The sequence below is a fragment of the Vibrio sp. 1CM23M genome, from assembly GCF_023161755.1.
GTDB lineage: Bacteria > Pseudomonadota > Gammaproteobacteria > Enterobacterales > Vibrionaceae > Vibrio > Vibrio coralliirubri.
In genome coordinates, this window is record NZ_JALNTR010000006.1 from 165,028 (window position 1) to 185,885 (window position 20,858).

The 20,858-nt window shown below is 45.1% G+C and carries 21 protein-coding genes; 8 read left to right on the top strand and 13 right to left on the bottom strand.

Annotated features, from left to right (window positions below; translation table 11 throughout):
• Positions 1 to 201: 201 nt before the first annotated feature.
• The 5 genes from MSG35_RS17820 to MSG35_RS17840 all read left to right on the top strand — a co-directional run bounded on the left by MSG35_RS17820 (position 202) and on the right by MSG35_RS17840 (position 6,888).
• Positions 202 to 2,238 (top strand): methyl-accepting chemotaxis protein, encoded by a 2,037-nt coding sequence (locus MSG35_RS17820; protein ID WP_061040257.1) that lies wholly within the window; start codon positions 202 to 204, stop codon positions 2,236 to 2,238.
• Positions 2,239 to 2,408: 170 nt separating this feature from the next.
• Positions 2,409 to 3,224 (top strand): 23S rRNA (guanine(745)-N(1))-methyltransferase, encoded by an 816-nt coding sequence (gene rlmA, locus MSG35_RS17825; protein WP_248384659.1) that lies wholly within the window; start codon positions 2,409 to 2,411, stop codon positions 3,222 to 3,224.
• A gap of 75 nt (positions 3,225 to 3,299) precedes the next feature.
• The gene (locus tag MSG35_RS17830; RefSeq protein ID WP_248384660.1) at positions 3,300 to 4,253 is read left to right on the top strand and encodes a ChaN family lipoprotein; all 954 of its coding nucleotides are present in this window, start codon (positions 3,300 to 3,302) and stop codon (positions 4,251 to 4,253) included.
• A gap of 266 nt (positions 4,254 to 4,519) precedes the next feature.
• Complete coding sequence (locus MSG35_RS17835) at positions 4,520 to 4,873, top strand: hypothetical protein (protein ID WP_048611520.1); 354 nt, start codon at positions 4,520 to 4,522, stop codon at positions 4,871 to 4,873.
• Between the two features lie 128 nt (positions 4,874 to 5,001).
• Complete coding sequence (locus MSG35_RS17840) at positions 5,002 to 6,888, top strand: BCCT family transporter (RefSeq protein WP_248366474.1); 1,887 nt, start codon at positions 5,002 to 5,004, stop codon at positions 6,886 to 6,888.
• A 105-nt stretch (positions 6,889 to 6,993) separates the two neighbouring features.
• On the opposite strand, the gene MSG35_RS17845 is transcribed toward MSG35_RS17840, so the two are convergent.
• The gene (locus MSG35_RS17845; RefSeq protein WP_048610470.1) at positions 6,994 to 7,431 is read right to left on the bottom strand and encodes a YcgN family cysteine cluster protein; all 438 of its coding nucleotides are present in this window, start codon (positions 7,429 to 7,431) and stop codon (positions 6,994 to 6,996) included.
• A gap of 159 nt (positions 7,432 to 7,590) precedes the next feature.
• On the opposite strand from MSG35_RS17845, the gene MSG35_RS17850 reads away from it, so the two are divergent.
• Together MSG35_RS17850 and aqpZ are read left to right on the top strand one after the other, a co-directional pair.
• Entirely contained in the window at positions 7,591 to 7,839 is a 249-nt protein-coding gene (locus tag MSG35_RS17850) for a YkgJ family cysteine cluster protein (protein WP_065677683.1), read from the top strand.
• Positions 7,840 to 7,939: 100 nt separating this feature from the next.
• A complete protein-coding gene (gene aqpZ, locus MSG35_RS17855; RefSeq protein WP_048610468.1) occupies positions 7,940 to 8,629 on the top strand; it encodes an aquaporin Z in 690 nt (229 codons plus the stop codon).
• Between the two features lie 66 nt (positions 8,630 to 8,695).
• Here the strand turns inward: aqpZ and recR are convergent, their stop codons facing one another.
• The 7 genes from recR to MSG35_RS17890 all read right to left on the bottom strand — a co-directional run bounded on the left by recR (position 8,696) and on the right by MSG35_RS17890 (position 14,627).
• Positions 8,696 to 9,295 carry a recombination mediator RecR gene (recR, locus tag MSG35_RS17860; RefSeq protein WP_019823189.1) on the bottom strand — a complete coding sequence of 200 codons (600 nt, stop codon included), beginning with the start codon at positions 9,293 to 9,295 and terminating at the stop codon, positions 8,696 to 8,698.
• Positions 9,296 to 9,373: 78 nt separating this feature from the next.
• Complete coding sequence (locus MSG35_RS17865; RefSeq protein WP_017062338.1) at positions 9,374 to 9,703, bottom strand: YbaB/EbfC family nucleoid-associated protein; 330 nt, start codon at positions 9,701 to 9,703, stop codon at positions 9,374 to 9,376.
• Positions 9,704 to 9,855: 152 nt separating this feature from the next.
• On the bottom strand, positions 9,856 to 12,066 hold the full coding sequence (gene dnaX, locus MSG35_RS17870; RefSeq protein WP_248384661.1) for a DNA polymerase III subunit gamma/tau: 2,211 nt from the start codon (positions 12,064 to 12,066) through the stop codon (positions 9,856 to 9,858).
• 18 nt (positions 12,067 to 12,084) lie between these two features.
• Positions 12,085 to 12,630 (bottom strand): adenine phosphoribosyltransferase, encoded by a 546-nt coding sequence (apt, locus tag MSG35_RS17875; RefSeq protein WP_017101994.1) that lies wholly within the window; start codon positions 12,628 to 12,630, stop codon positions 12,085 to 12,087.
• 161 nt (positions 12,631 to 12,791) lie between these two features.
• Positions 12,792 to 13,163 (bottom strand): YbaN family protein, encoded by a 372-nt coding sequence (locus MSG35_RS17880; protein ID WP_029225617.1) that lies wholly within the window; start codon positions 13,161 to 13,163, stop codon positions 12,792 to 12,794.
• Positions 13,164 to 13,237: 74 nt separating this feature from the next.
• Positions 13,238 to 13,375, bottom strand: a complete 138-nt coding sequence (locus tag MSG35_RS17885; protein WP_017067606.1) for a hypothetical protein — start codon at positions 13,373 to 13,375, stop codon at positions 13,238 to 13,240.
• Positions 13,376 to 13,523: 148 nt separating this feature from the next.
• On the bottom strand, positions 13,524 to 14,627 hold the full coding sequence (locus tag MSG35_RS17890; RefSeq protein ID WP_248384662.1) for a response regulator: 1,104 nt from the start codon (positions 14,625 to 14,627) through the stop codon (positions 13,524 to 13,526).
• Between the two features lie 228 nt (positions 14,628 to 14,855).
• Here MSG35_RS17890 and MSG35_RS17895 point away from each other — a divergent pair, with 228 nt between their 5' ends.
• Positions 14,856 to 15,731, top strand: a complete 876-nt coding sequence (locus MSG35_RS17895; RefSeq protein WP_017067604.1) for a LysR family transcriptional regulator — start codon at positions 14,856 to 14,858, stop codon at positions 15,729 to 15,731.
• 76 nt (positions 15,732 to 15,807) lie between these two features.
• On the opposite strand, the gene purF is transcribed toward MSG35_RS17895, so the two are convergent.
• The 5 genes from purF to accD all read right to left on the bottom strand — a co-directional run bounded on the left by purF (position 15,808) and on the right by accD (position 20,717).
• Positions 15,808 to 17,322, bottom strand: a complete 1,515-nt coding sequence (gene purF / locus MSG35_RS17900) for an amidophosphoribosyltransferase (protein ID WP_050651596.1) — start codon at positions 17,320 to 17,322, stop codon at positions 15,808 to 15,810.
• 34 nt (positions 17,323 to 17,356) lie between these two features.
• On the bottom strand, positions 17,357 to 17,848 hold the full coding sequence (locus MSG35_RS17905) for a CvpA family protein (RefSeq protein ID WP_009848678.1): 492 nt from the start codon (positions 17,846 to 17,848) through the stop codon (positions 17,357 to 17,359).
• Positions 17,849 to 17,909: 61 nt separating this feature from the next.
• A complete protein-coding gene (locus tag MSG35_RS17910) occupies positions 17,910 to 18,485 on the bottom strand; it encodes an SPOR domain-containing protein (RefSeq protein WP_248384663.1) in 576 nt (191 codons plus the stop codon).
• On the bottom strand, positions 18,486 to 19,748 hold the full coding sequence (gene folC / locus MSG35_RS17915; protein WP_248384664.1) for a bifunctional tetrahydrofolate synthase/dihydrofolate synthase: 1,263 nt from the start codon (positions 19,746 to 19,748) through the stop codon (positions 18,486 to 18,488).
• 42 nt (positions 19,749 to 19,790) lie between these two features.
• Positions 19,791 to 20,717 (bottom strand): acetyl-CoA carboxylase, carboxyltransferase subunit beta, encoded by a 927-nt coding sequence (accD, locus tag MSG35_RS17920; RefSeq protein WP_010436898.1) that lies wholly within the window; start codon positions 20,715 to 20,717, stop codon positions 19,791 to 19,793.
• Between the last annotated feature and the right edge of the window lie 141 nt (positions 20,718 to 20,858).

Here is a 20,858-nt window from a genome sequence, read left to right on the forward strand (position 1 = left end):
AACACAAGCCTATTAGTCCATCACCTCTTTGTTCAACCCCGCACCATTTAGCTCTCATCACTCTAGTTTATAAATATAACTATCAATTCATTAATTATTATCAATTACTGCCGATAAATAAGTACCTATGATAGAAATCTCAATAACAAACTTCCTTAAAACCACTTAACAACACCTCAATGAAGACAGGATAGTGAATTCATGTTCGAGAAATACAAAAATCAAAGTGTTGGCTTCCAACTTAAGTTGGTCATTTTGCTGTGCTTGCTTATCGCCTTTGGCTCCATTGCAACACTCGTGTATAGAAATGCCTCTCAGGTGTTATTAGACAACACGTTAAAAGAACACCAATCCAAAGTAGAAGCGATGGCCAAAACCATCTCTGGTCAGTTCGATGCCTACCTGCACACCGCCAAAGTTTTAGAGTCCACTTTTCGCAACGGTTACCTAGCAGGTGTTTATGTTGAAAGTTATGACGTTGAGTTCAACGGTCATTCCATTCCTAACATGACTCAATACGGTGAGAGCCTAATCAACGACACCAAACTGGTTGATAGCTTTACCCGTGACACCGGCGCCGTAGCAACCCTATTTGCTCCATTTGGCGATGACTTTATCCGTGTGTCGACTTCTCTTAAAAAGCCATCAGGCGAACGAGTCGTTGCGACCACGCTAGGGAAAAATCATCCAGGCTATAGCAAGCTCAAAAATGGCCAACCTTATTACTCTCAAGTTAAGCTCTTCGGTCAACGTTACATCACCTACTATGCGCCTTTAACTAATGCTCAAGGCAAAGTAAACGGTATCTCTTTCATTGGCTTGCCAGTAGAAGAGGCGACTCAAAGCCTGTTTGAATCTCTACGCTCTGTTTCTTGGGGGGATACGGGATACACCATCATTGTTGATAACGAGAAAGAGCACCAAGGCCAGTACTTGTTGCATCCGACTAACGTTGGCGATGGTAAATCGATTGTTGACGTGGCTGACTACGACGGCAACAAACCTTTCTATCAGATCTTTGAACAGCCATCAGGTCTAATTCTATATCCATACAAGGTTAAAGAAACCGTTGGTGAGAAGTACCTGGTTTACACTGAAGTTCCTGGGTGGGATTGGAAACTGCTTGGCGGTACTTTTATCAAGGAAGTGACTAAAGGTAGCGATGAATTACTCAAGCTCATAGCCATTATTGCCACCTTAATTGCTGCCGCCACCATCGTCGCGTTAACCTTCGTGTTGAACCGCACATTGACACCGTTAACGACTTTAAACGAGTACATGCTACGTCTAGGAAAAGGCGAAGTAAGCCTGCATATTCCAAACAATGGTAAGCAGACCAAGAACGAGATCAGCAATCTGAATACCGGTGTTGCGAACATGGCAGCCCAGCTGAACACACTCGTGGGCGAGATTCGTGCGACCAGTGACCAAGTACAGAACAGCTCAAGCAGTGTGTCACAAGATGCCAGCCACAACTTGAGCCAATCTGATCGCCAACAAGCACAAGTTGAGCAAGTCGTTACTGCCATAGAAGAGATGGCCACCTCTGCTGAATCAGTAGCGCAGCAAGTGAACAGCATTGCTGAAAATGTTCGCCTTGCTAATGAAGACAGTCAGAAAGGTTTAGAAGTCGTTGAAGGTGTGTGTATTGATGTTGCGCAGCTGAACGATCAATTAGACAAATCAGCATCGGCCATCGAGCAAGTAAGCGCTGATAGCGAAAGCATTCAAACCGTCACCAAGATGATTGATGACATCGCAGAGCAAACCAACTTGCTTGCATTGAACGCTGCGATAGAAGCGGCGCGCGCGGGTGAACAAGGTCGTGGTTTTGCCGTTGTTGCTGATGAAGTAAGAACGCTCGCTCATAGAACACAGACATCAGTACAAGATGTAGTGAGCATCATCGAGAAGCTAAAGTCTTCGACCCACAATGCAGTAAACCTGATGACACAAAGCCAATCGAATGCCAACCAAGTACTCGATAAAGCGCAAGAAGCAGGCACCGCACTAGAGTCGATTGCTTCTCAAGTTGAATCTATTGCTTCTCAAGCAGAAACCATTGCTGCGACATCAGAAGAGCAAGCCCAGGTTTCTCAAGAAATAGCAGCGAACGCGCATGCGATCAGCGATTTGAACCAGCAAAGCCGTGAAACCAGCGCTAAGACCTCTCACAGTGCTGATGAACTTCAGAAACAAGCGGAATCGTTGAAAAATCAAGTTAACTTCTTTAGCTAGAAGCTGAGTTCACTGTTTTTCAGCGAATCGCTCATAACCAATAGAGCCAACCATGCGTTGGCTCTATCTACTCTAGGATTGCTGTAAACCGAGACAGCTGCGTTTATTCTAGCGCCCCACTATGCTTCCTGTTAAAATTTTGGACTTGAAATTTCTACCTCGAGTTCGCAATGACTTACCAATGCCCTTTGTGTCACCAACCTTTATCTCAAAACGATCGTACGTTTAAGTGTGAAAAGAACCATCAGTTCGACCTAGCGAAAGAAGGCTATGTCAATTTGATGCCTGCGCACCACAAACGCTCAAAAGATCCAGGTGACAACAAAGAGATGATGCAGGCACGTCGTCGCTTCCTTGAAGGTAACCACTATGACCCAATGCGCCAAGCGGTGGTGACGTTGTGTTCTCGCTACCTACCAGAAGAGGCGCCTAGCCTATTAGATATTGGTTGTGGCGAAGGGTATTACACCAACGAAATTGCTGTGAATCTTCAAGAAAAGAATGGTGCTACTTTTGGCCTAGACATTTCTAAAATTGCTATCAAATACGCCGCTAAACGCTACCCAGCTGTCGACTTCTCAGTCGCTTCGAGCCATCGCCTACCCTTTGCGGAAAATAGCTTAGACGGCATTCTACGCATTTACGCACCTTGCAAGGCTGAAGAGTTACAACGCACCATCAAAGATAATGGTGTGGTGATCACCGTAACACCCGCTAGCCGACACCTTTATCAGCTGCGTGATGCCATTTATGATGGCGTTCGTTTGCACGATGAAGATCCAGAGATGATCGAAGGTTTTACGCTTGAGCACCAAGAGCAACTAAACTATATGATGGAACTATCGGGGTCAGATGCATTCGACCTGCTACAGATGACGCCGTTTGCTTGGAAGGCGAGTGAAGAGTTTAAACAACAACTCACCGAGGCAGAGCAATTCAACTGTGAAGCTGACTTTATGCTGCGAGTGTACCGCAAACAAATTTAATTGATATTGATTATCGTTTGCATTGAAATCTTATCTTGCCTCCTTTAGTATGCGTGTTCTTCAAGGAGGCATTTCATGCAACGTATTATTCTTATCGGATTAGCTACTCTTCTCACGGCTTGTGCTAGTCAACCTGCAAAAGACACTTCTCAAAAAGTGGCTCAAACGGAATCCGTTTCCACATTCTATGACTACCAGTTCGCATCTCCACAAGGCGAAATACTTTCTCTCGATGCATTACCCGAGCAGCTGATTGACGCTGATGTGGTTCTAATTGGCGAATGGCACACGCATTCTGCCATTCACCGCTTCCAAACCGACTTCTTAAAAGCGCGCCGCAACGCAACATCAAACATTGCGCTTTCAATGGAACAGTTCACTCGAGAGCACCAAGCCACACTCGACCAATACTTAAACGGTGAAATTGGCGAACAAATTCTCATGTCTCAAGCGGCAGCGTGGCCAAACTACGAAAGTGATTACCGTGCGCTCGTTGAGTTCGCCAAAACCAACGACATCGATGTTATTGCAGCAAACGCACCAAAGCCTTTCGTTCAGTGTATTGGCCGTAAAGGGTTACCTTACTTAGATCAGTTATCGACCGAGCAACGCCAATGGATTGCCGCCGAAGTCGATACGGGTGATAGCCCTTACAAAGAAAAGTTTATGGCTTCCATGCATCACGGTACACCAGAACAAACGGAAAAGCAGTTTGCCGCTCAGGTCACATGGGACGAGACCATGGCCGAATCGATTGTGGATTACCTAGCATCAAACCCAGAGAAACAAGTGATTCATGTAGCCGGTAAATTCCACACAGAAGGTGGTTTAGGGACGGCGGCATCAATTCTACGTCGTAACCCTGATTTGAAAGTCGCCATCATCAGCCCAGTTGAAGAGATCTCATCGGATAGCAGCGATTATCAGCTTGAAGTGCTTTCGCCACCGGCTCGCTTTGTTAAGAAAGAGAACCGAATGAAGGCATACAAGCACCTATCAAAACGCAGCGCTAGCCTAGAATGCGACTAAACCACTCTTCTAAGCTGAAGAGTCGGTGGGCTAATCCTAGATAATTAGTCCATCGTCACAACTTGATCACGTTCCCATCATTCATCCCAACTCTATCTAAAATCAAACATTCTTATCGGCACAAGATTTGCTTAGTAAATAGACGATTTAACCAAGCAGATGAAAATGTAATGTGCGAATAAAAAAACATCACTACCGATGATTAATTGCACAAGTTTTTCACACCTCTGCCGATACTATATTTAAGGATAGGTAAGGAGAGCGATATGACGCCAGTAGGAACGAGTAATACTCAGCTGTATTCACCTTCGCAAATGAATGCACAAGCTAAAAGCACTGAAGCTGAAAAGCCTGCACCGCTTAAGGTTGAACAAAATACCGTCAAGCTTTCTGATGAAGGCAAAGCCCTATTATCTGCCCTTAAAGAAATCGATAAAGAAGCCAAGAAGGTCGAAGCTGAAAACGCGACCGTAACCGATAAAGTAGAGTCATTTGCTCATGGCGCTTTAGGTATGGATCATCCAGATAAGATTGAAGAAGAGGACGATGGTTCTTATTCAGCTGGGCAATACTTATCCGCAGCGGCAACCGTGGGTGGCATTCTACTTGCCTTAATCTAACTTTCCCCTCAGTTACTGTACCTTCCTCTCTGCATTAAAGAGATTTGTCGTCACGACAACAGACCAGATTTGGTCTAAAAAACGAGTTCATTCCATAATTCCGCTCTCATTTTAATGGAATAATACTCGTGAAAAACACTTTTGAGCTTATTGATAAGCCTACCTTCTTTGGTGCGATTGCACTCCTACTCACGATAGTTTTCCCGCTCATTTTGTTCCCAGCTCAGGGCGCAGACTGGATTGCGGTTGCGAAAACATTCATGACGGATCAACTAGGATTTCTATATCTTGCGCTAGGCCTCGCTGCCTGTGCATTTATGGTTTACGTTGTGTTCAGTGATATGGGACAAATTAAACTAGGCGAAGCCGATGAAGAGCCTGAATTCAAAACAGCATCATGGGCTGCAATGCTATTTTGTGGCGGTATCGGTGCAAGTATCTTGTACTGGGGCTGTATTGAGTGGGCTTACTACTACCAATCACCGCCTTTCCAACTAGAACCTGGCAGTGAAGAAGCAGTTCGTTGGGCGGCAACTTACGGTCTGTTCCACTGGGGACCAATCGCTTGGTCTATCTATCTGATCCCTGCGATTCCTATCGCTTACTTCTTCTATGTACGTAAACAGCCAGTTCTAAAGATCTCTAGTGCGTTAATGCCTGTTCTTGGTGAACACCGCAGTAAAGGCGTACCTGGAAAAATCGTCGATATCCTTTTCATTTTCGGTCTATTAGGCGGCGCTGCAACAACGCTAGGTTTAGCCGCTCCTCTTATCACTGAAGGTCTGAATCACCTATTTGGTCTACCTAAAAATAACCTAACGCAAGTGATGGTGCTTTTAGTGTGTACTGCGATTTTTGCTTACTCATCTTATGCTGGATTGGAAAAAGGCATCAAGATCCTAAGTAACATCAACTTCTGGGGTGCGATGGGCCTACTGGCTTTCGTTCTGATTGCAGGTCCAACAATCTTCATGTTAGAAACGGGGTTAGACTCAATTGGTCGTCTACTGTCTAACTTCTTCGTGATGGCAACGTGGGCTGAACCATTTGGTGGCTACGGTACATTCGAAAACACTCACTTCCCACAAGACTGGACGATTTTCTACTGGGCATGGTGGCTAGTATTTGCACCGAGTATGGGTCTGTTTGTTGCGCGTATCTCTCGCGGCAGAACCATCAAACAAATGGTGTCAGGTTCTATCTTCTTCGGTTCTCTAGGTTGTTTCTTATTCTTCATGATTCTAGGTAACTACGGCTTATCACTTCAGCTTTCTGGTGAGCTAGATGTGGTTGCCATCCTGAATGCAGAAGGCGCAACCAAAGCTATCTTCTCGATGCTTGCACAACTGCCAATGAGCACGCTAGTTATCGCAGTATTCACTTTGCTTTGTATCATCTTTACAGCAACGACGTTTGACTCTATCTCATACATTCTTGCGTCTGTGGTTCAAAACAATGTGACAGAAGAACCAATGCGTTGGAACCGTATGTTCTGGGCATTTACTCTGTCGTTTTTGCCAACGATCCTGATGTTCTTAGGCGGTCTAAGTACTCTACAAACAGCGGCGATTGTTGGTGGCTTACCGCTGCTGGCTATCTCTGTAATGTTGATGATTTCAGCGGTTCGTGCGACAAACCTCGATCTACGCCATCAAGATGCGTATATCGAACCAACGATCAACATCGAAGAACTGCCAGACATGGACCCTTGGTCTGCAGAAGGTATGGCGCTGGCTCAATTTGAGAAAGAGAGAGATGCAGCACAAGAAGCTGCAGAACTTGAGCGTGTTGCTTACACAGAACTTGCCGCAGTGAAGAAAGAAATTCGCGCTTATGTGCTAGAACAAGGTTCACAAATGGAAACTCACGAGTTACCAGAGAACCTACAACAAGCACTTGAGCAGGCCGAGAGTAATCTTAGTGCCGCACAAGCGAAAAAGATCGAGTTATCTGAGCAAGCTCAGAATGCTCGTATCACGTTCAACCAGGTGGTTGCAGACTTACCGCTTGCTTGACATTAGCCATGACACAGTCCATTGATTTGGACCCTCCTAAATACGACAAAGGCTCACAGAAATGTGAGCCTTTTTTTATTCGGGTCATTTGCTATTAATAAGCAACTAACGGTTCGGGTGGTTTAAGATGTGGTCTTCCCAATCGACAACATCAATTTCGTATACCACTTTGTTGCGTACACTTTCACCTGCTGCATGCATCTCTGCTTTTGAACCGGTGATCAATGGGTGCCACTCAGGGATCGGCTTAGATTCTGATAGAAGACGGTAAGCACAAGTGTCTGGTAGCCAGTGAAACTCATCGATCTTGTCACGAGTCAGCTTCAAACACTCTTCACCTGAAGTGAAGCGGTTCGGGTAGTCTTTACACGAACATGTTTTGTCGTTTAACCAGCTACACGCCACATTGGTGTAGTAAACTTCATCGCTATCTTCATCCATTAGTTTATGCAGGCAGCACTTACCACAACCGTCGCAAAGTGATTCCCACTCATTCTCGGTCATCTGTTCTAGTGTCTTTTCTTGCCAAAATGGATTCGTCATAGGATTACTTCTTACTCTTTTACTGGGGTGCGTGTTATACCGCTAGCCCATAAAAAGTTCAAGGATAATAATTGTTCATTCTTTGATTCAATCAACAGCTGTCACTCTCATCATTTTTTGCTACTATCGCGCACCCTGTTATTTAGTGAGTTTAATTTGATGGAATGTCGTCTAGGTTGTGGAGCATGTTGTATCGCTCCAAGTATTACATCTGCTATTCCTGGAATGCCTAATGGTAAGCCTGCTGGCGTACGCTGCATTCAATTAAATGAACAAGATCTGTGTAAGTTATTCGGTCAAGCTTCACGCCCGAAAGTATGTCACCAGTTCAAAGCTTGCCCTGTCATTTGTGGTAAAACCGACCAAGAAGCCCTTGATAACCTTATCGAGTTAGAAGCCATAACCTAAGATTAGCTGACCTTTTCTTCCTCCTATATGCCCAAGATTTCACAATTCTTCGAAATCTAAACTATCTTGTTGATACTGGTACAGATTAATAAGGATCGTTATGAATAGGTATATCGCAGAAATGTTCGGTACATTTTGGTTAGTGTTAGGGGGTTGTGGTAGTGCTGTCTTAGCCGCTGCTTTTCCCGATGTAGGTATCGGCTTACTCGGGGTTTCCCTCGCCTTTGGTTTAACCGTACTCACCATGGCTTTTGCTATTGGCCATATATCCGGTTGTCATCTCAACCCTGCAGTTACAATAGGTCTTTGGAGCGGTGGTCGCTTTGATGCCAAAGACGTCGCACCTTACATTATTGCCCAGGTCATTGGTGGTATTATCGCGGGTGGTGTGTTATTTGTGATTGCTTCAGGCCAAGCAGGTTTCGACGCTGCGGCATCTGGCTTTGCTTCAAATGGTTACGGTGAACACTCACCGGGCGGCTATTCACTTACCGCTGCACTGGTCTGTGAAGTGGTCATGACCATGGTGTTCCTATTCGTGATAATGGGCGCAACTGATTCAAAAGCGCCTGCTGGGTTTGCACCCATTGCGATTGGTCTCTGTTTGACCTTGATTCACCTTATCAGTATTCCTGTCACTAACACCTCTGTGAACCCTGCTCGAAGTACTGGCGTGGCTGTATTTGTCGGTGATTGGGCCGTTTCGCAATTATGGCTATTCTGGGTTGCACCGATTATTGGTGCTGTAATTGGCGCGATGATATACAAAGCGGTAAGAGGTTCAGATTAAGCGCTGAAAAACGTCTAAAGCAATAAAAGAAAAAGCCGCTTAGTGATGATTCACCAAGCGGCTTTTTTAGATCTTATGACGACCGAGTAAGGAGTGCGAAAGCGTGGTGCCATCCACCAGCTCTAGCTCACCACCAACGGGAACACCATGAGCGATACGGCTTGCATTCACTTCATGGGCATTACATAGCTCAGCAATGTAGTGCGCTGTCGCTTCCCCTTCAACTGTTGGGTTAGTCGCTAGGATTACTTCAGAGATATCACCACGACGCAGGCGGTAGTCCAAAACATCGAGACCGATGTCACTTGGACCAATACCATCGAGTGGTGAAAGGTGACCCATCAATACAAAGTAACGGCCTGAATATTGGCCTGTTGCTTCGATAGCTGCAATGTCTGCAGGGCTCTCTACTACACAGATTTGACCATTTTCCTGACGTTTAGGATTGGTACAAATGTGGCAAGTATCTTCTTCAGTAAAAGTACGGCACTCATTACAGTGACCAATTTCGGTCATTGCTTGGCTAAGAGCTTCAGCCAATTGTAGGCCACCTTTTCTATCGCGCTGTAACAAATGAAAGGCCATACGCTGCGCCGACTTGGGGCCAACCCCAGGTAGACAACGTAAGGCCTCCATCAAATGCTCCAGCATATGACTGGTACGCATATTTAACCGTTCTAATATTCAAGTAATAGCCTGTTCAACACAAACCCTCACCTGAATTAACCTTTAAGAATAAGTTACTTAGAAAGGCATCTTCATACCTGGTGGAAGTTGCATTCCGCCAGTTACGCTAGCCATTTTCTCTTTTTGAGTTTCTTCAACGCGACGAGCCGCATCGTTGAAAGCAGCAGCGATAAGATCTTCAAGCATCTCTTTATCGTCTTCCATTAGGCTTTCATCGATATCAACACGGCGAACGCTGTGGCTACCAGTGATCGTTACTTTTACAAGGCCAGCACCTGACTCACCTGTAACTTCCATATTTGCGATTTCTTCTTGAAGCTTTTGCATGCGCTCTTGCATTTGCTGGGCTTGCTTCATCATGTTGCCCATACCGCCTTTACCAAACATGTTAATACTCTCTGGTCTAATTGGTTTATTAAAATTAATTAAGCTATACGAGCTTAAATGGGGGTTAAAACAGTGTGATTCAACCCCTTGATGTTCAGTTCTCAGATTTGCTTATCTGGGATGATACGCCGGTCACTAAACAAGAAAACGTTCTAGATAGGACGAACGCTGTCTCTGTCGAGTTCAGCGGCAAAACGTCTTTCAATGAACTGTACGTTGGCATCGTTTTCTAAAGCGGTAAACGCGTCTTTCAACTTACCTTGATACAGTCGTTCTCGTAATTCTAGCGGCGTTTCTCCACCATCACCGATTTCAACACTCAAATGACACTCTTCTCCAAGCACAGTATTGAGAGACTGCAATAACTCACTCTGCGCGCGGTCCGTATTCAAGTGAGCTTGGCTCGCTCTTAACGTTAAAGTGATTGATGTGTCGTTTTTAGCAAACACTGAGTTCAATGCTAACTGTTCAACAAGCTTGGCTGTCTCTAGCTTTTGAATCGTGGCTGACCATTCATCTTGAGCAATCGACTCTTGAAGCAATTTGTCGACCATTTCTGGTGTCTTAATATGCTCTAACGCACGCTTGATCTGAGTAGGTGTAAGCTCTTTGCTCACCTCTTTCACTACAGGTTTAGACGGTTTCCAGCGATAAGGTTCATTATCGTTGGTCACATTTTCTGTCGAAGAGGCTGATAAAGAAGCTGGCGACACCCGCTCAGAACCACCGTGTTGCTGAGCAACTCGATCAAGAACTGAAGTTTTAGCAGGTGTCGCTTTAGCCTTTTTTGGCGCCGAGCCTTTGTTTTCTGTTGCCGAACTGCCTCTACGTTGAGAACGTAATTGGTGGCGTAAACCACTCACAGGCGAAGTTGCACGCGCTGGCTGCTCTTGCGGAGCAGAAGGTGCAGCGCTTGGCTGTTGAACCGGACTCTGGTTCTGATAATTCGTTTGTTGCTGCTGAGGCTGCTCTGCACCGTAGCTTGGACGCTCATCATAAGCAGGAGGCGCATCATACTGGCTATGCGGGTAATCCTGTTCTGGATAACCTTGGTTGCCTGAATGTTCAGCGTAACCTTGCGAATCTGAATACTGTGCTGGAGCCTGTTGCACCGGTTGCTGCTGCATAGGCTGCTGTTGAGGCGCCTGTTGTTGCATCTGAGGCTGTCTCGGAGCTGCCATTGGCGCAGATTGGCTCACAGGTTGAGCAACGCTCTGAACTTGAGCTGCTGGTACTGGGCTTGTCGACTGAGTCGAGATTGCCGTAGCAACCGCTTGTTCTGCCGGTCTAAATGCCAACATGCGTAAAACCACCATCTCAATACCAACGCGAGCGGTTGGCGACAATGGTAAGTCTTCACGACCTTTCAACACGATCTGGTAGTAGAGTTGAATGTCTTGTGGACTAAGCGCTTTGCTCAGTAGTTCAAGCTTCTCTGCGTCAGGCTGTGCCTTATCTAATGTAGATGGCAAAGCTTGGAACATCGCAAGACGATGCAGTTGAGTCGCAAGCTGATTCAGCAAACCATCCCACTCAACACCGTTCTCAGCAAGGCTTTGGATACACGCCATCGCTTGCTGTGGCTGCTTACTGCTAATCGCTTCAAGCAAGTGGATAGCTTGGTCGGTATCCAGTGTTCCGAGCATGTGAGCAACAGTATCTGTTACGACATTGCCATTACCCAAAGCGATAGCTTGGTCAGTAAGGCTTAGCGCATCACGCATACTGCCATCAGCAGCATGAGCAATCATTCCAAGCGCACGAGATTCAGACGTCACATCTTCTTGTTCAAGAATATGATCGAGCTGCTCGTGAATATTATCAACGCTGATCGGCTTAAGGTGGAACTGCAAACAACGCGACAAGATCGTCACTGGAAGCTTCTGTGGATCCGTTGTTGCGAGCAAGAATTTCACATACTCAGGCGGCTCTTCTAAGGTCTTTAGAAGCGCGTTAAAGCTGTGCCTAGAAAGCATGTGTACTTCATCGATTAGGTAAACCTTGAAGCGACCACGTGCAGGCTTGTACTGAACATTGTCCAGAAGCTCGCGGGTATCTTCTACCTTAGTACGTGATGCCGCATCAATCTCAAGTAGATCAACAAAGCGACCTTCATCGATTTCTTTACAGGTTGCACATTCACCACAAGGTGTTGAGGTAATGCCTGTTTCACAGTTGAGCCCCTTAGCAAACAAACGACCGATGGTCGTTTTACCGACACCTCGTGTACCGCTGAACAGATATGCGTGGTGCAACCTGTTCTGGCTAAGGGCATTCTCTAATGCTGTTAAAACATGGGCTTGACCAACCACTTCTTTGAATTTGGTTGGTCGCCATTTTCGCGCTAACGCAAGATAGCTCATGAATAATTCCGAAAAGGATTAGTGACCGTCGAATTCGCAGATGCTAAACACTTCTAGACCTAAGCCTTGTAAGCGCTTGTCACCACCGATTTCTGGAAGGTTAATAACAAATGCAGCGTGTTCTACCACACCACCAAGCTGACGAATCAACTTTGTTGTTGCTTCAATCGTACCGCCCGTTGCTAGCAAATCATCAACCATAAGCACTTTATCGCCTTCAACGATAGCATCAGTATGGATTTCTAGAGTGTCGGTGCCGTACTCAAGCTCATAAGATTGCGCCACAGTTTGACGAGGCAGCTTGCCCGGCTTACGAACAGGAATGAAGCCAACACCTAGCTCAAGTGCAAGAGGCGCACCAAATAGGAAACCACGAGCTTCAGTACCAACGATCTTAGTAAAGCCCATGTCCTTATATGTTTCCGCTAGCAGGTCGATTGTCGCTTTGTAAGCCGCTGGGTCTTCCATCAAGCTTGTTACGTCACGGAACAAAATACCCGCTTTAGGGTAATCAGGAATGCTTTTGATGCTTGCTTTGATCAGAGAGATTTTTTCTGTGTTCATAATCTTATGCACTTCATTAGGCCGCTTTCCAAACTCTCGTTAACGAATCAAACATCAACGCTTGGAATTAAGGAAAGGTACGATTGGTATTCATTGCAACGAGAGTCATAACTCTGATTGCTGAAATAATAAACGCCCGCTATACAAACAGGCACACTGGCTTAATGGTAGTGATTTTCTTTGCTGTCAGCAACCAACTCATGGGTTGGAAGTCGCATAAACCATGTGAGAAGAATAACAAGTACACAAATTAGGAAAGCCTTGACCCAAATGATAGGGGCAAAGTAGATGGATAACGCAAAACTCAACAAGATAAAGAATACGCCACGCGTTTTAACTTGTTTGGTGACGGCACCGTGTTGATACCAATTGTTCAGCAAAGGACCCAGCGTTTTGTGCTCATGCATCCATTTATGAACTTTCGGATTGCTTCGCATAAAACACGCGCTAGCAAGAAGGAGAAAAGGAGTGGTTGGCAGAACGGGCAAAACTATCCCTAGAACTGCGAGAAATATACAAAGGCCACCTGCAATATTGAGGCTTAGAACTCGAACGCTAATTGTGGCCCCCTTGAGTTAGCTGTCACCAACCGGCGACGACAGCTTAACTAGAATGTTGCGTAACCATTGAATACACGGATCAACGTAAGTGTTGCTGGTAGCAATGGAATCATTAAAAATGCGGCTAAAAATCCTAAAAAGTAGAATACATTAAACGGGTCTTGAAAGTCTTTGTTATCTGCCATGATTGCTTCTTGTTTTTGTTAGTAAAGGTAAGTATCCGGCGAACCAAACCCGCTTTGCTAAATCGACATTTAACAAAAAAGGCATAGCCACACCATTTGCGCAACTATACCTTAATCAATTATTCACAAAAACCGAGGAAATATAGGGTTAATCAGTAGACCCTTGGTGTATGTCTAAACTGAAACTTGCCGATCCAAGTAGGCTCAACGAAAGTTGGCAGCCCTGTTCGATCGGAAGGTCCCGCGTAATAAAGTTCTTCTTGCAGTTCTCGCCCAAGCGTTCACCCGCCGCAATATGTTGATTCAATTCACCATTCGACCATTGTCCATCTAAACCCGCAGGCAAAATAGAGATAGTACCCTCGGCAAGATTGGCGACACCAAACAAAGCGTTAACGGGCGTTGCGCATTTCGAGCACTCAATCCCCTTCTCTAAAATCTCGGCAATATCTTTGAGATCAACATTAAAATCTTTTCGATTTCTTATGTAATCGTGGAATAAGGCTCTCACCAACAATGTTGACGCTGAACTACCATTATCAGCAGAAGACGAATCGACGAGGTAAAAAGCAAACTGCCCGTTCATCATCCACGCATAATCAAACACAAGTGGCATCATCTCTGTTGATTGCAGTAACCGGTAACTGCAACGCCATGATCCTTGTCGCGTATCTTTCTCTGGAAGCAACGCATGCAGTAAGTCTTTTGCTGCGCTTGGATTATCTTGAAGGTAATTCAGATGCCAATGCAGTTCTTGGTCTTCAGGGATCTCTCCCCCGTCATCCACACAGAACCACTGACTCGAAAAATCTCGTTGGTCTGAAATGTTATCGAACGAATCTGTCAATGTATTCGCAATCGCACTTCCTAGGTGACGGTGATCCTCTAACGGTTTCGCTAAGAAGTCTTTAATACCAAATCGCAAGGCTTTCGCCACATCAGACATATCATCAGTGCCAGACACCACGATCATAGGCAGTGACGGGTACTCTAAACTGAGCTCTTCCACAAGCTCGATGCCATCAAGTATTGGCATTGATAAGTCACACACAATTAAATCTGGCGCTGAGTCTCTAAGTTTCTGCAAAGCGTCCAGTCCATTTTCAGCCTCAACCACTTTATAACCGACCTTGTCTAGGTACGCGCTGGTTATACGGCGAAAAATAGGATCATCATCAACCAACATCACGCATTTTGGGTTAATTACTTCCTGAGCCGAGGTCATTACTGGCTGACTGTGAGTTTTGTACATAATCTATAACCTCACAAAACTAAGTCGAATTATTATTGTTATCTGTTCTAAGAACTAATATAAAACTTAGTAATAAAATGCTAAATACACAAATTTGCACTCTTTACTGGTAATTCGTGACGAGGGTTGGAATACTTGTAAATAGTGCAACGAGTTGACGTAACGCAAACATTGATCTCACTGTTACGTATAAATTAGATGAGATTGTAAACAAATGTGTCTGGATTTATGAAATTAGATGATTTAAACCTCTTTCGACTCGTCGTTGAAAATGGGAGCTACACCGCAACATCGCGCAAGACTATGATTCCGGTTGCGACCATCACACGACGCATCCAAGCCTTAGAAGATTCTTTGAACCTTAGGCTTCTCAATAGACACGCGCGTAAACTTTCTTTAACAGAGGCAGGCGAACGTTTCTTCAATGAATGCTCTCCGCTGTTGCAACGTCTCTCTTCTACTGCAGAAGAGTTAACTGACGTGTGCAAAGGCGCTTCCGGTAAGATTCGTATTACGGCACCCTCAAACCTGACCAAGCGCATGATGATGCCAATGTTCAGTGAATTCATGACTCAATACCCTGATATCAATATTGAGCTGATGATGAACAACCAAGCGGATCAGCTGGATCCGACTGAGTGGGACGTAATTTTCCGTGTCGGCCCACAGCGTGATTCAAGCCTAATCGCTCGAAAAATCAGTGAAGTCAAAGATATTCTTATCGCGAGCCCTGAGTACTTAGCGAAGAACCCAGCTCCAAGCCATGCTGAAGAGCTAGCGAACCATTCGCTACTTAAAGGCTACCCGCTGATTAAGTGGCAGCTGAGTAATTCGAATGAAGAGACGGTGGTGAATAGCGAGAAAGGCCGTTTCAACGCTAATGCGCTTAATGTCGTGAGACAAGCGTGCTCAGAAGGCCTAGGTATTACCCTAATGCCTGACGTGATGATTCGTGAATACATTGAAGATGGCAGCTTAGTGCAAGTCTTAGAAGACTGGAGCGCTAACCCTCGTGATATTTACATGCTTTATAACCACAAAGACCATCTACCAGAGAAGGTGAGATTGTTTATTGATTTTGTGATCGCGTACCACATTCATTAGATTACCCCCCTATCTCAAAAACAAAAAAAACCAGAGCCGATGCTCTGGTTTTTTATATTTTCAATACTAACGAAAACTAAGCGCCTTCGTTGTGTAGCTCTAAGTTCGCTAGATCCTGTTGGATCTCACGTTGAACCTTTGAATCGTCGTTACGCAAAGAGTCTAGGAAATCTAGGTACGCTTGGTCAATATCGCCCGTTACATACTCACCGTTAAATACAGAAGTATCAAAACGAGAGATGTCTTGGTTGCCCATACCTACTGCAGAGATTAAGTCTGGTAGCGTTTGGAAGATCAAAGCGTCTGCGCCAATCTGCTTACAAATCGTTTCGTTGTCACGACCATGAGCAATCAGCTCAGTTGCGCTCGGCATATCGATGCCGTAAACGTTAGGGAAGCGAACCTCTGGAGCTGCTGAAACCATGAAGACTTTGTTAGCACCCGAATCACGAGCCATCTCAATGATTTGCTCTGATGTGGTACCGCGAACGATGGAGTCATCAACCAATAGAACGTTCTTATCTTTAAATTCAGAACGGATTGCGTTGAGCTTACGACGAACTGACTTCTTACGCTGTTGTTGACCAGGCATGATGAACGTACGGCCAACATAACGGTTTTTCACGAAACCTTGACGGTATGGCTTATTGATCGCTTGAGCGATGCGTAGCGCAATATCGTTCGATGTTTCAGGAATTGGGATAACCACATCAATGTCTAAGTCTGCATACTCTTCTTTAATACGCTTACCTAGCATCTCACCCATCTCAACGCGTGCGCTGTAAACCGAGATTTTGTCGATGAATGAATCTGGACGTGCAAAGTATACGAACTCAAAGATACATGGGTTCAGTTGTGGGTTGTCTGCGCATTGCTTAGTGAAAAGCTCACCGTCGAAGGTTGCGTAGATAGCTTCACCTGGTGCTACGTCGCGCATGAAGTCGAAACCAACAGCATCGAGTGCTACCGATTCAGACGCAACCATGTACTCTGTTTTACCTTGAACTTCACGCTTACCAAGACACAGTGGACGAATACCATGTGGGTCACGGAATGCGATCATACCGTGGCCGATGATCATCGCAGTTACGGCATAAGCACCACGAATTGTACGGTGCACATTTGCCACAGCGCGGAAAACGTCATCTGAAGTTACGTTACCTTTAACGGTATCGATCTCATGAGCTAATACGTTCAGTAGAACTTCAGAGTCAGAGGTTGTGTTTACATGACGACGGTCTTTTTCGAACAACTTCTCACGAACTTCGTTTGCGTTCGTCAGGTTACCGTTGTGCGCCAACGTAATGCCAAAAGGAGAGTTTACGTAGAAAGGCTGAGCTTCAGACGCACTTGAACTACCCGCAGTAGGATAACGAACATGGCCAATACCAACTTCACCTTGTAGGCGCTGCATGTGTTTTGCTTCAAAAACATCTTTTACTAAACCGTTCGCCTTACGCAGACGGAAACGATTGCTTTCTATGGTACAAATACCAGCGGCATCTTGGCCACGATGCTGCAATACCGTTAAAGCGTCATAAATAGACTGGTTTACAGGTGTTGAACCCACGATTCCAACAATACCACACATGTCCTAATCCTCGATTTTTCGACATTAACTGGCGCTAGAGCGCGCCAGATAAGAAACTAGATGTTGCTTGTAAATGCTCGAAGAACGGCGCAATGATTCGACTAAATTCCGGAACCAATTGCGAATTCTTCCACCACTCAGAACTTGGGAATGCAGTAAACGCATCCATGAAAAACAACACTGCAGAAACAATCAAAACACCACGTAAGCCACCAAAGACGACACCGAGGATTCTGTCTGTACCTGACAGGCCTGTTTTCTGAACTAGCTGACCGATGACATAGTTAACTAAGGCACCAACAACTAACGTTGCAACAAACAATGCTGCTATCGCAGTTCCGTTTCGAAACATCTCATCTTCGATATTGGTGAAGTACATCGCTAATTTAGCGTAGTACTGGCTAGCAATGAAAAATGCTCCAAACCAAATAACGAGTGACAAGGCTTCTTTCGCGAAACCACGAACTAAACTGATCACGGCAGAGAAGCCGATCACGCCTAAAATGACAAAATCTAACCAATTCATGAATTCTTCATCTTAAGTTGGCGCGCATTTTAACAGAAAAAATGCTGACGCAAACGTTTTCTTATGGATTTAACGGTTTAAATTTGAGCAATTGGCCTTTTGAACCCGTAATTTTTTCTAATTCCTTAATTTGTCGCTCAAGTTTGGATTTAGACACATCCGGGCCGATAATTACTCGCGTAAAAGTTTTTTCTTGCTTGGTATGAGCTTGGTAACCACGCTTCTGCAAATCCTTAACAACGTTTTTTGCGTTGTCAGCATTCTTTAAAGCCATCAATTGAATGATCCAAGCGCTGTCTTGGTATTCATTTTTTTCTGGTACCTGCTTAACCACCACTGCCACTTTGTCTGCTTCTTTATCATTAGAAGAAGACGCAGTTTGCGTGTTTGAATTATCAGTACGACCACTTTCAACCACTTGCTCAACTGGCGAATCCGGTAGCGCTATCTGATCTTCAACGGGATCGAGTACTTCAAACACTTCAACATTACTATCAAGCTCAGGCTTAATCGGAATGCTTGCAAACTCTTCTTTATAGTGGAGCTTCTTACCATCTAGCACATCGGGTAATACAATCACGCCAATGGCCACTAAAATGATGGTGCCGACTAATCGGCTTTGGAATTTACTTGCCATTTAGTTTCCTTTTTTCTGCCAATGCTCCAACACTTCACCTACGGTATGGAAAGAACCGACAACCAACACAACATCGTCACCTTTAACAGAAGCTAAAGCCGCTTCAAACGCTGTGACAGGGTTTGAATGCTGTTCTACGCCTTCTGGTAGGCTTTGACAGAGTTCAGCGGCTGTCGCAGCGCGTGGCCCTTGCAATGAAGCTGGATACCAATGAGTTGCGATTGGCGCTAATACTTCCAATGTCGCTGGGATATCTTTGTCATGAAGCATGGCGACTACAACGTGTAAATTTTTATCTGCATACTTCTTCGTAACTTGCTGCGCAAAGTATTCAGCGGAATGCGGGTTGTGCGCCACATCAAGCACAATCACGGGTTGTTCGCTAATTTGCTGCATACGACCTGGAAGCTGCGCATTCTTCATGCCGTTAACCACGTTCACGTCGCTAATACTAAGCTCTGATGTGCCCAATGCCATCAACGCTGTTGCGGCGTTAGGTAACGGCAGGCTTGGAATAGGTAGCGATTCTAGTTGGAATGCACCACTGCGCCAGTTCCACGTATCACCGTCAACATCATAAGTGTATTGAATACCGACTTGGTAGAACTCAGCCTTAATGTCATCAGCGTGCGCTGCAACCGTAGCCGGTGGCTTGGGTTGACCACAGATAGCGGGTTTACCACTACGATAAATGCCCGCTTTCTCAAAGCCAATCACATTGATGTCATCACCTAGCCAGTCAACATGGTCGACAGCCAAACTAGTAATCACAGAAACATCATGCTCAACGATATTGGTCGCGTCTAAACGCCCGCCTAAACCCACTTCTAAAAGCACAACATCAACCGCTTCAGTTTGAAATGCGCGTAACGCCGCTAAAGTGCCATATTCGAAAAAACTCAGGCTGATTTCGCCACGCTCTTTCTCAATGAAATCGAAAGACTGAACCATCTTTTCATCAGATAGATCTTGGCCGTTGATACGAACACGTTCGTTATAGCGAATTAAGTGAGGGGAGCTGTAGACACCAACTGAGTAACCAGCGTCCAATAGAATCGCTTCCATCAGTGCACATGTTGAGCCTTTGCCATTGGTTCCGGCAACAGTAATAACATGTTGAGCAGGTTTGGTGAGGTTTGCCTTAGAGGCGACGGCCTGAACTCGGTCTAATCCAAGATCAATAGCGGTTGTGTGGATGTTTGATAAATACTCAAGCCACATCTCCAAAGAGGATGTGGCTTGAGGAATAGGTTGTTGACTCATCTAACTCATAACCATAATTAAGTTGGTTTGTTAGAAGGTACTTTACCCTTTTTCTGGCGCTTCTGGTACTTCATAAGTAGCTTCATTCGGTGAATCGTTCACAGAAACTACTAATGGTGAAGGCTGATTGGTCATTTTAGCAACAAGGCTTGCAACGCGCTGACGCATCTCACGACGGTCAACAATCATGTCGATAGCACCGTGGTCTAGTAGGAACTCACTGCGTTGGAAACCCTCAGGAAGGTCTTCACGTACAGTTTGTTCGATTACACGACGTCCAGCAAAACCGATCAGAGCTTTTGGCTCACCAATGTTGATATCACCAAGCATTGCCAAACTTGCAGAAACACCACCCATTGTTGGATCAGTCATGACTGAAACAAACGGTAGGCCTTTCGCAGATAAACGCTCAAGCGCTGCACTGGTTTTCGCCATTTGCATTAGAGACATCAATGCCTCTTGCATACGAGCACCACCACTTGCAGAGAAACACACTAAACCACAGTTGTTCTCGATAGCAGCATCAACCGCTTTCACAAAACGAGCACCTACAACAGAACCCATTGAGCCGCCCATGAATGAGAATTCAAAAGCACACGCTACGATAGGTAAACCAAGCAGTTCGCCTTTCATAGCTACTAGTGCGTCTGTCTCACCACTGTTTTTCTGTGCAGCAGAGATACGTTCTTTGTAACGCTTAGAATCTTTAAATTTCAGCTTATCTTGTGGCTCAAGATCAGTACCTAGTTCAACACGCTCACCTTTGTCTAGGAATGTATCCAGACGACGACGTGCTTTCATGCGCATGTGATGATCACATTTTGGACATACTTCTAGGTTACGCTCTAGCTCAGCATGGTAAAGAACCTGCTCACAAGAAGTACATTTAGTCCAAACACCCTCAGGGATAGACGCTTTACGAGATGTTACGATGTTGCTTTTTTCTAGAATCTTTTCAAGCCAACTCATGGAAGACCTTTTTGTTTCGATTCTTCCGCTTGATTGCGAAAGAAATAAATTTGGGAATTATGCGTGGGAATTAAAGCACATAAAACAGCGACTGTAGATAAAAAACTGGTTGTACCTATTTTCTGGGACTATCTTACGCAC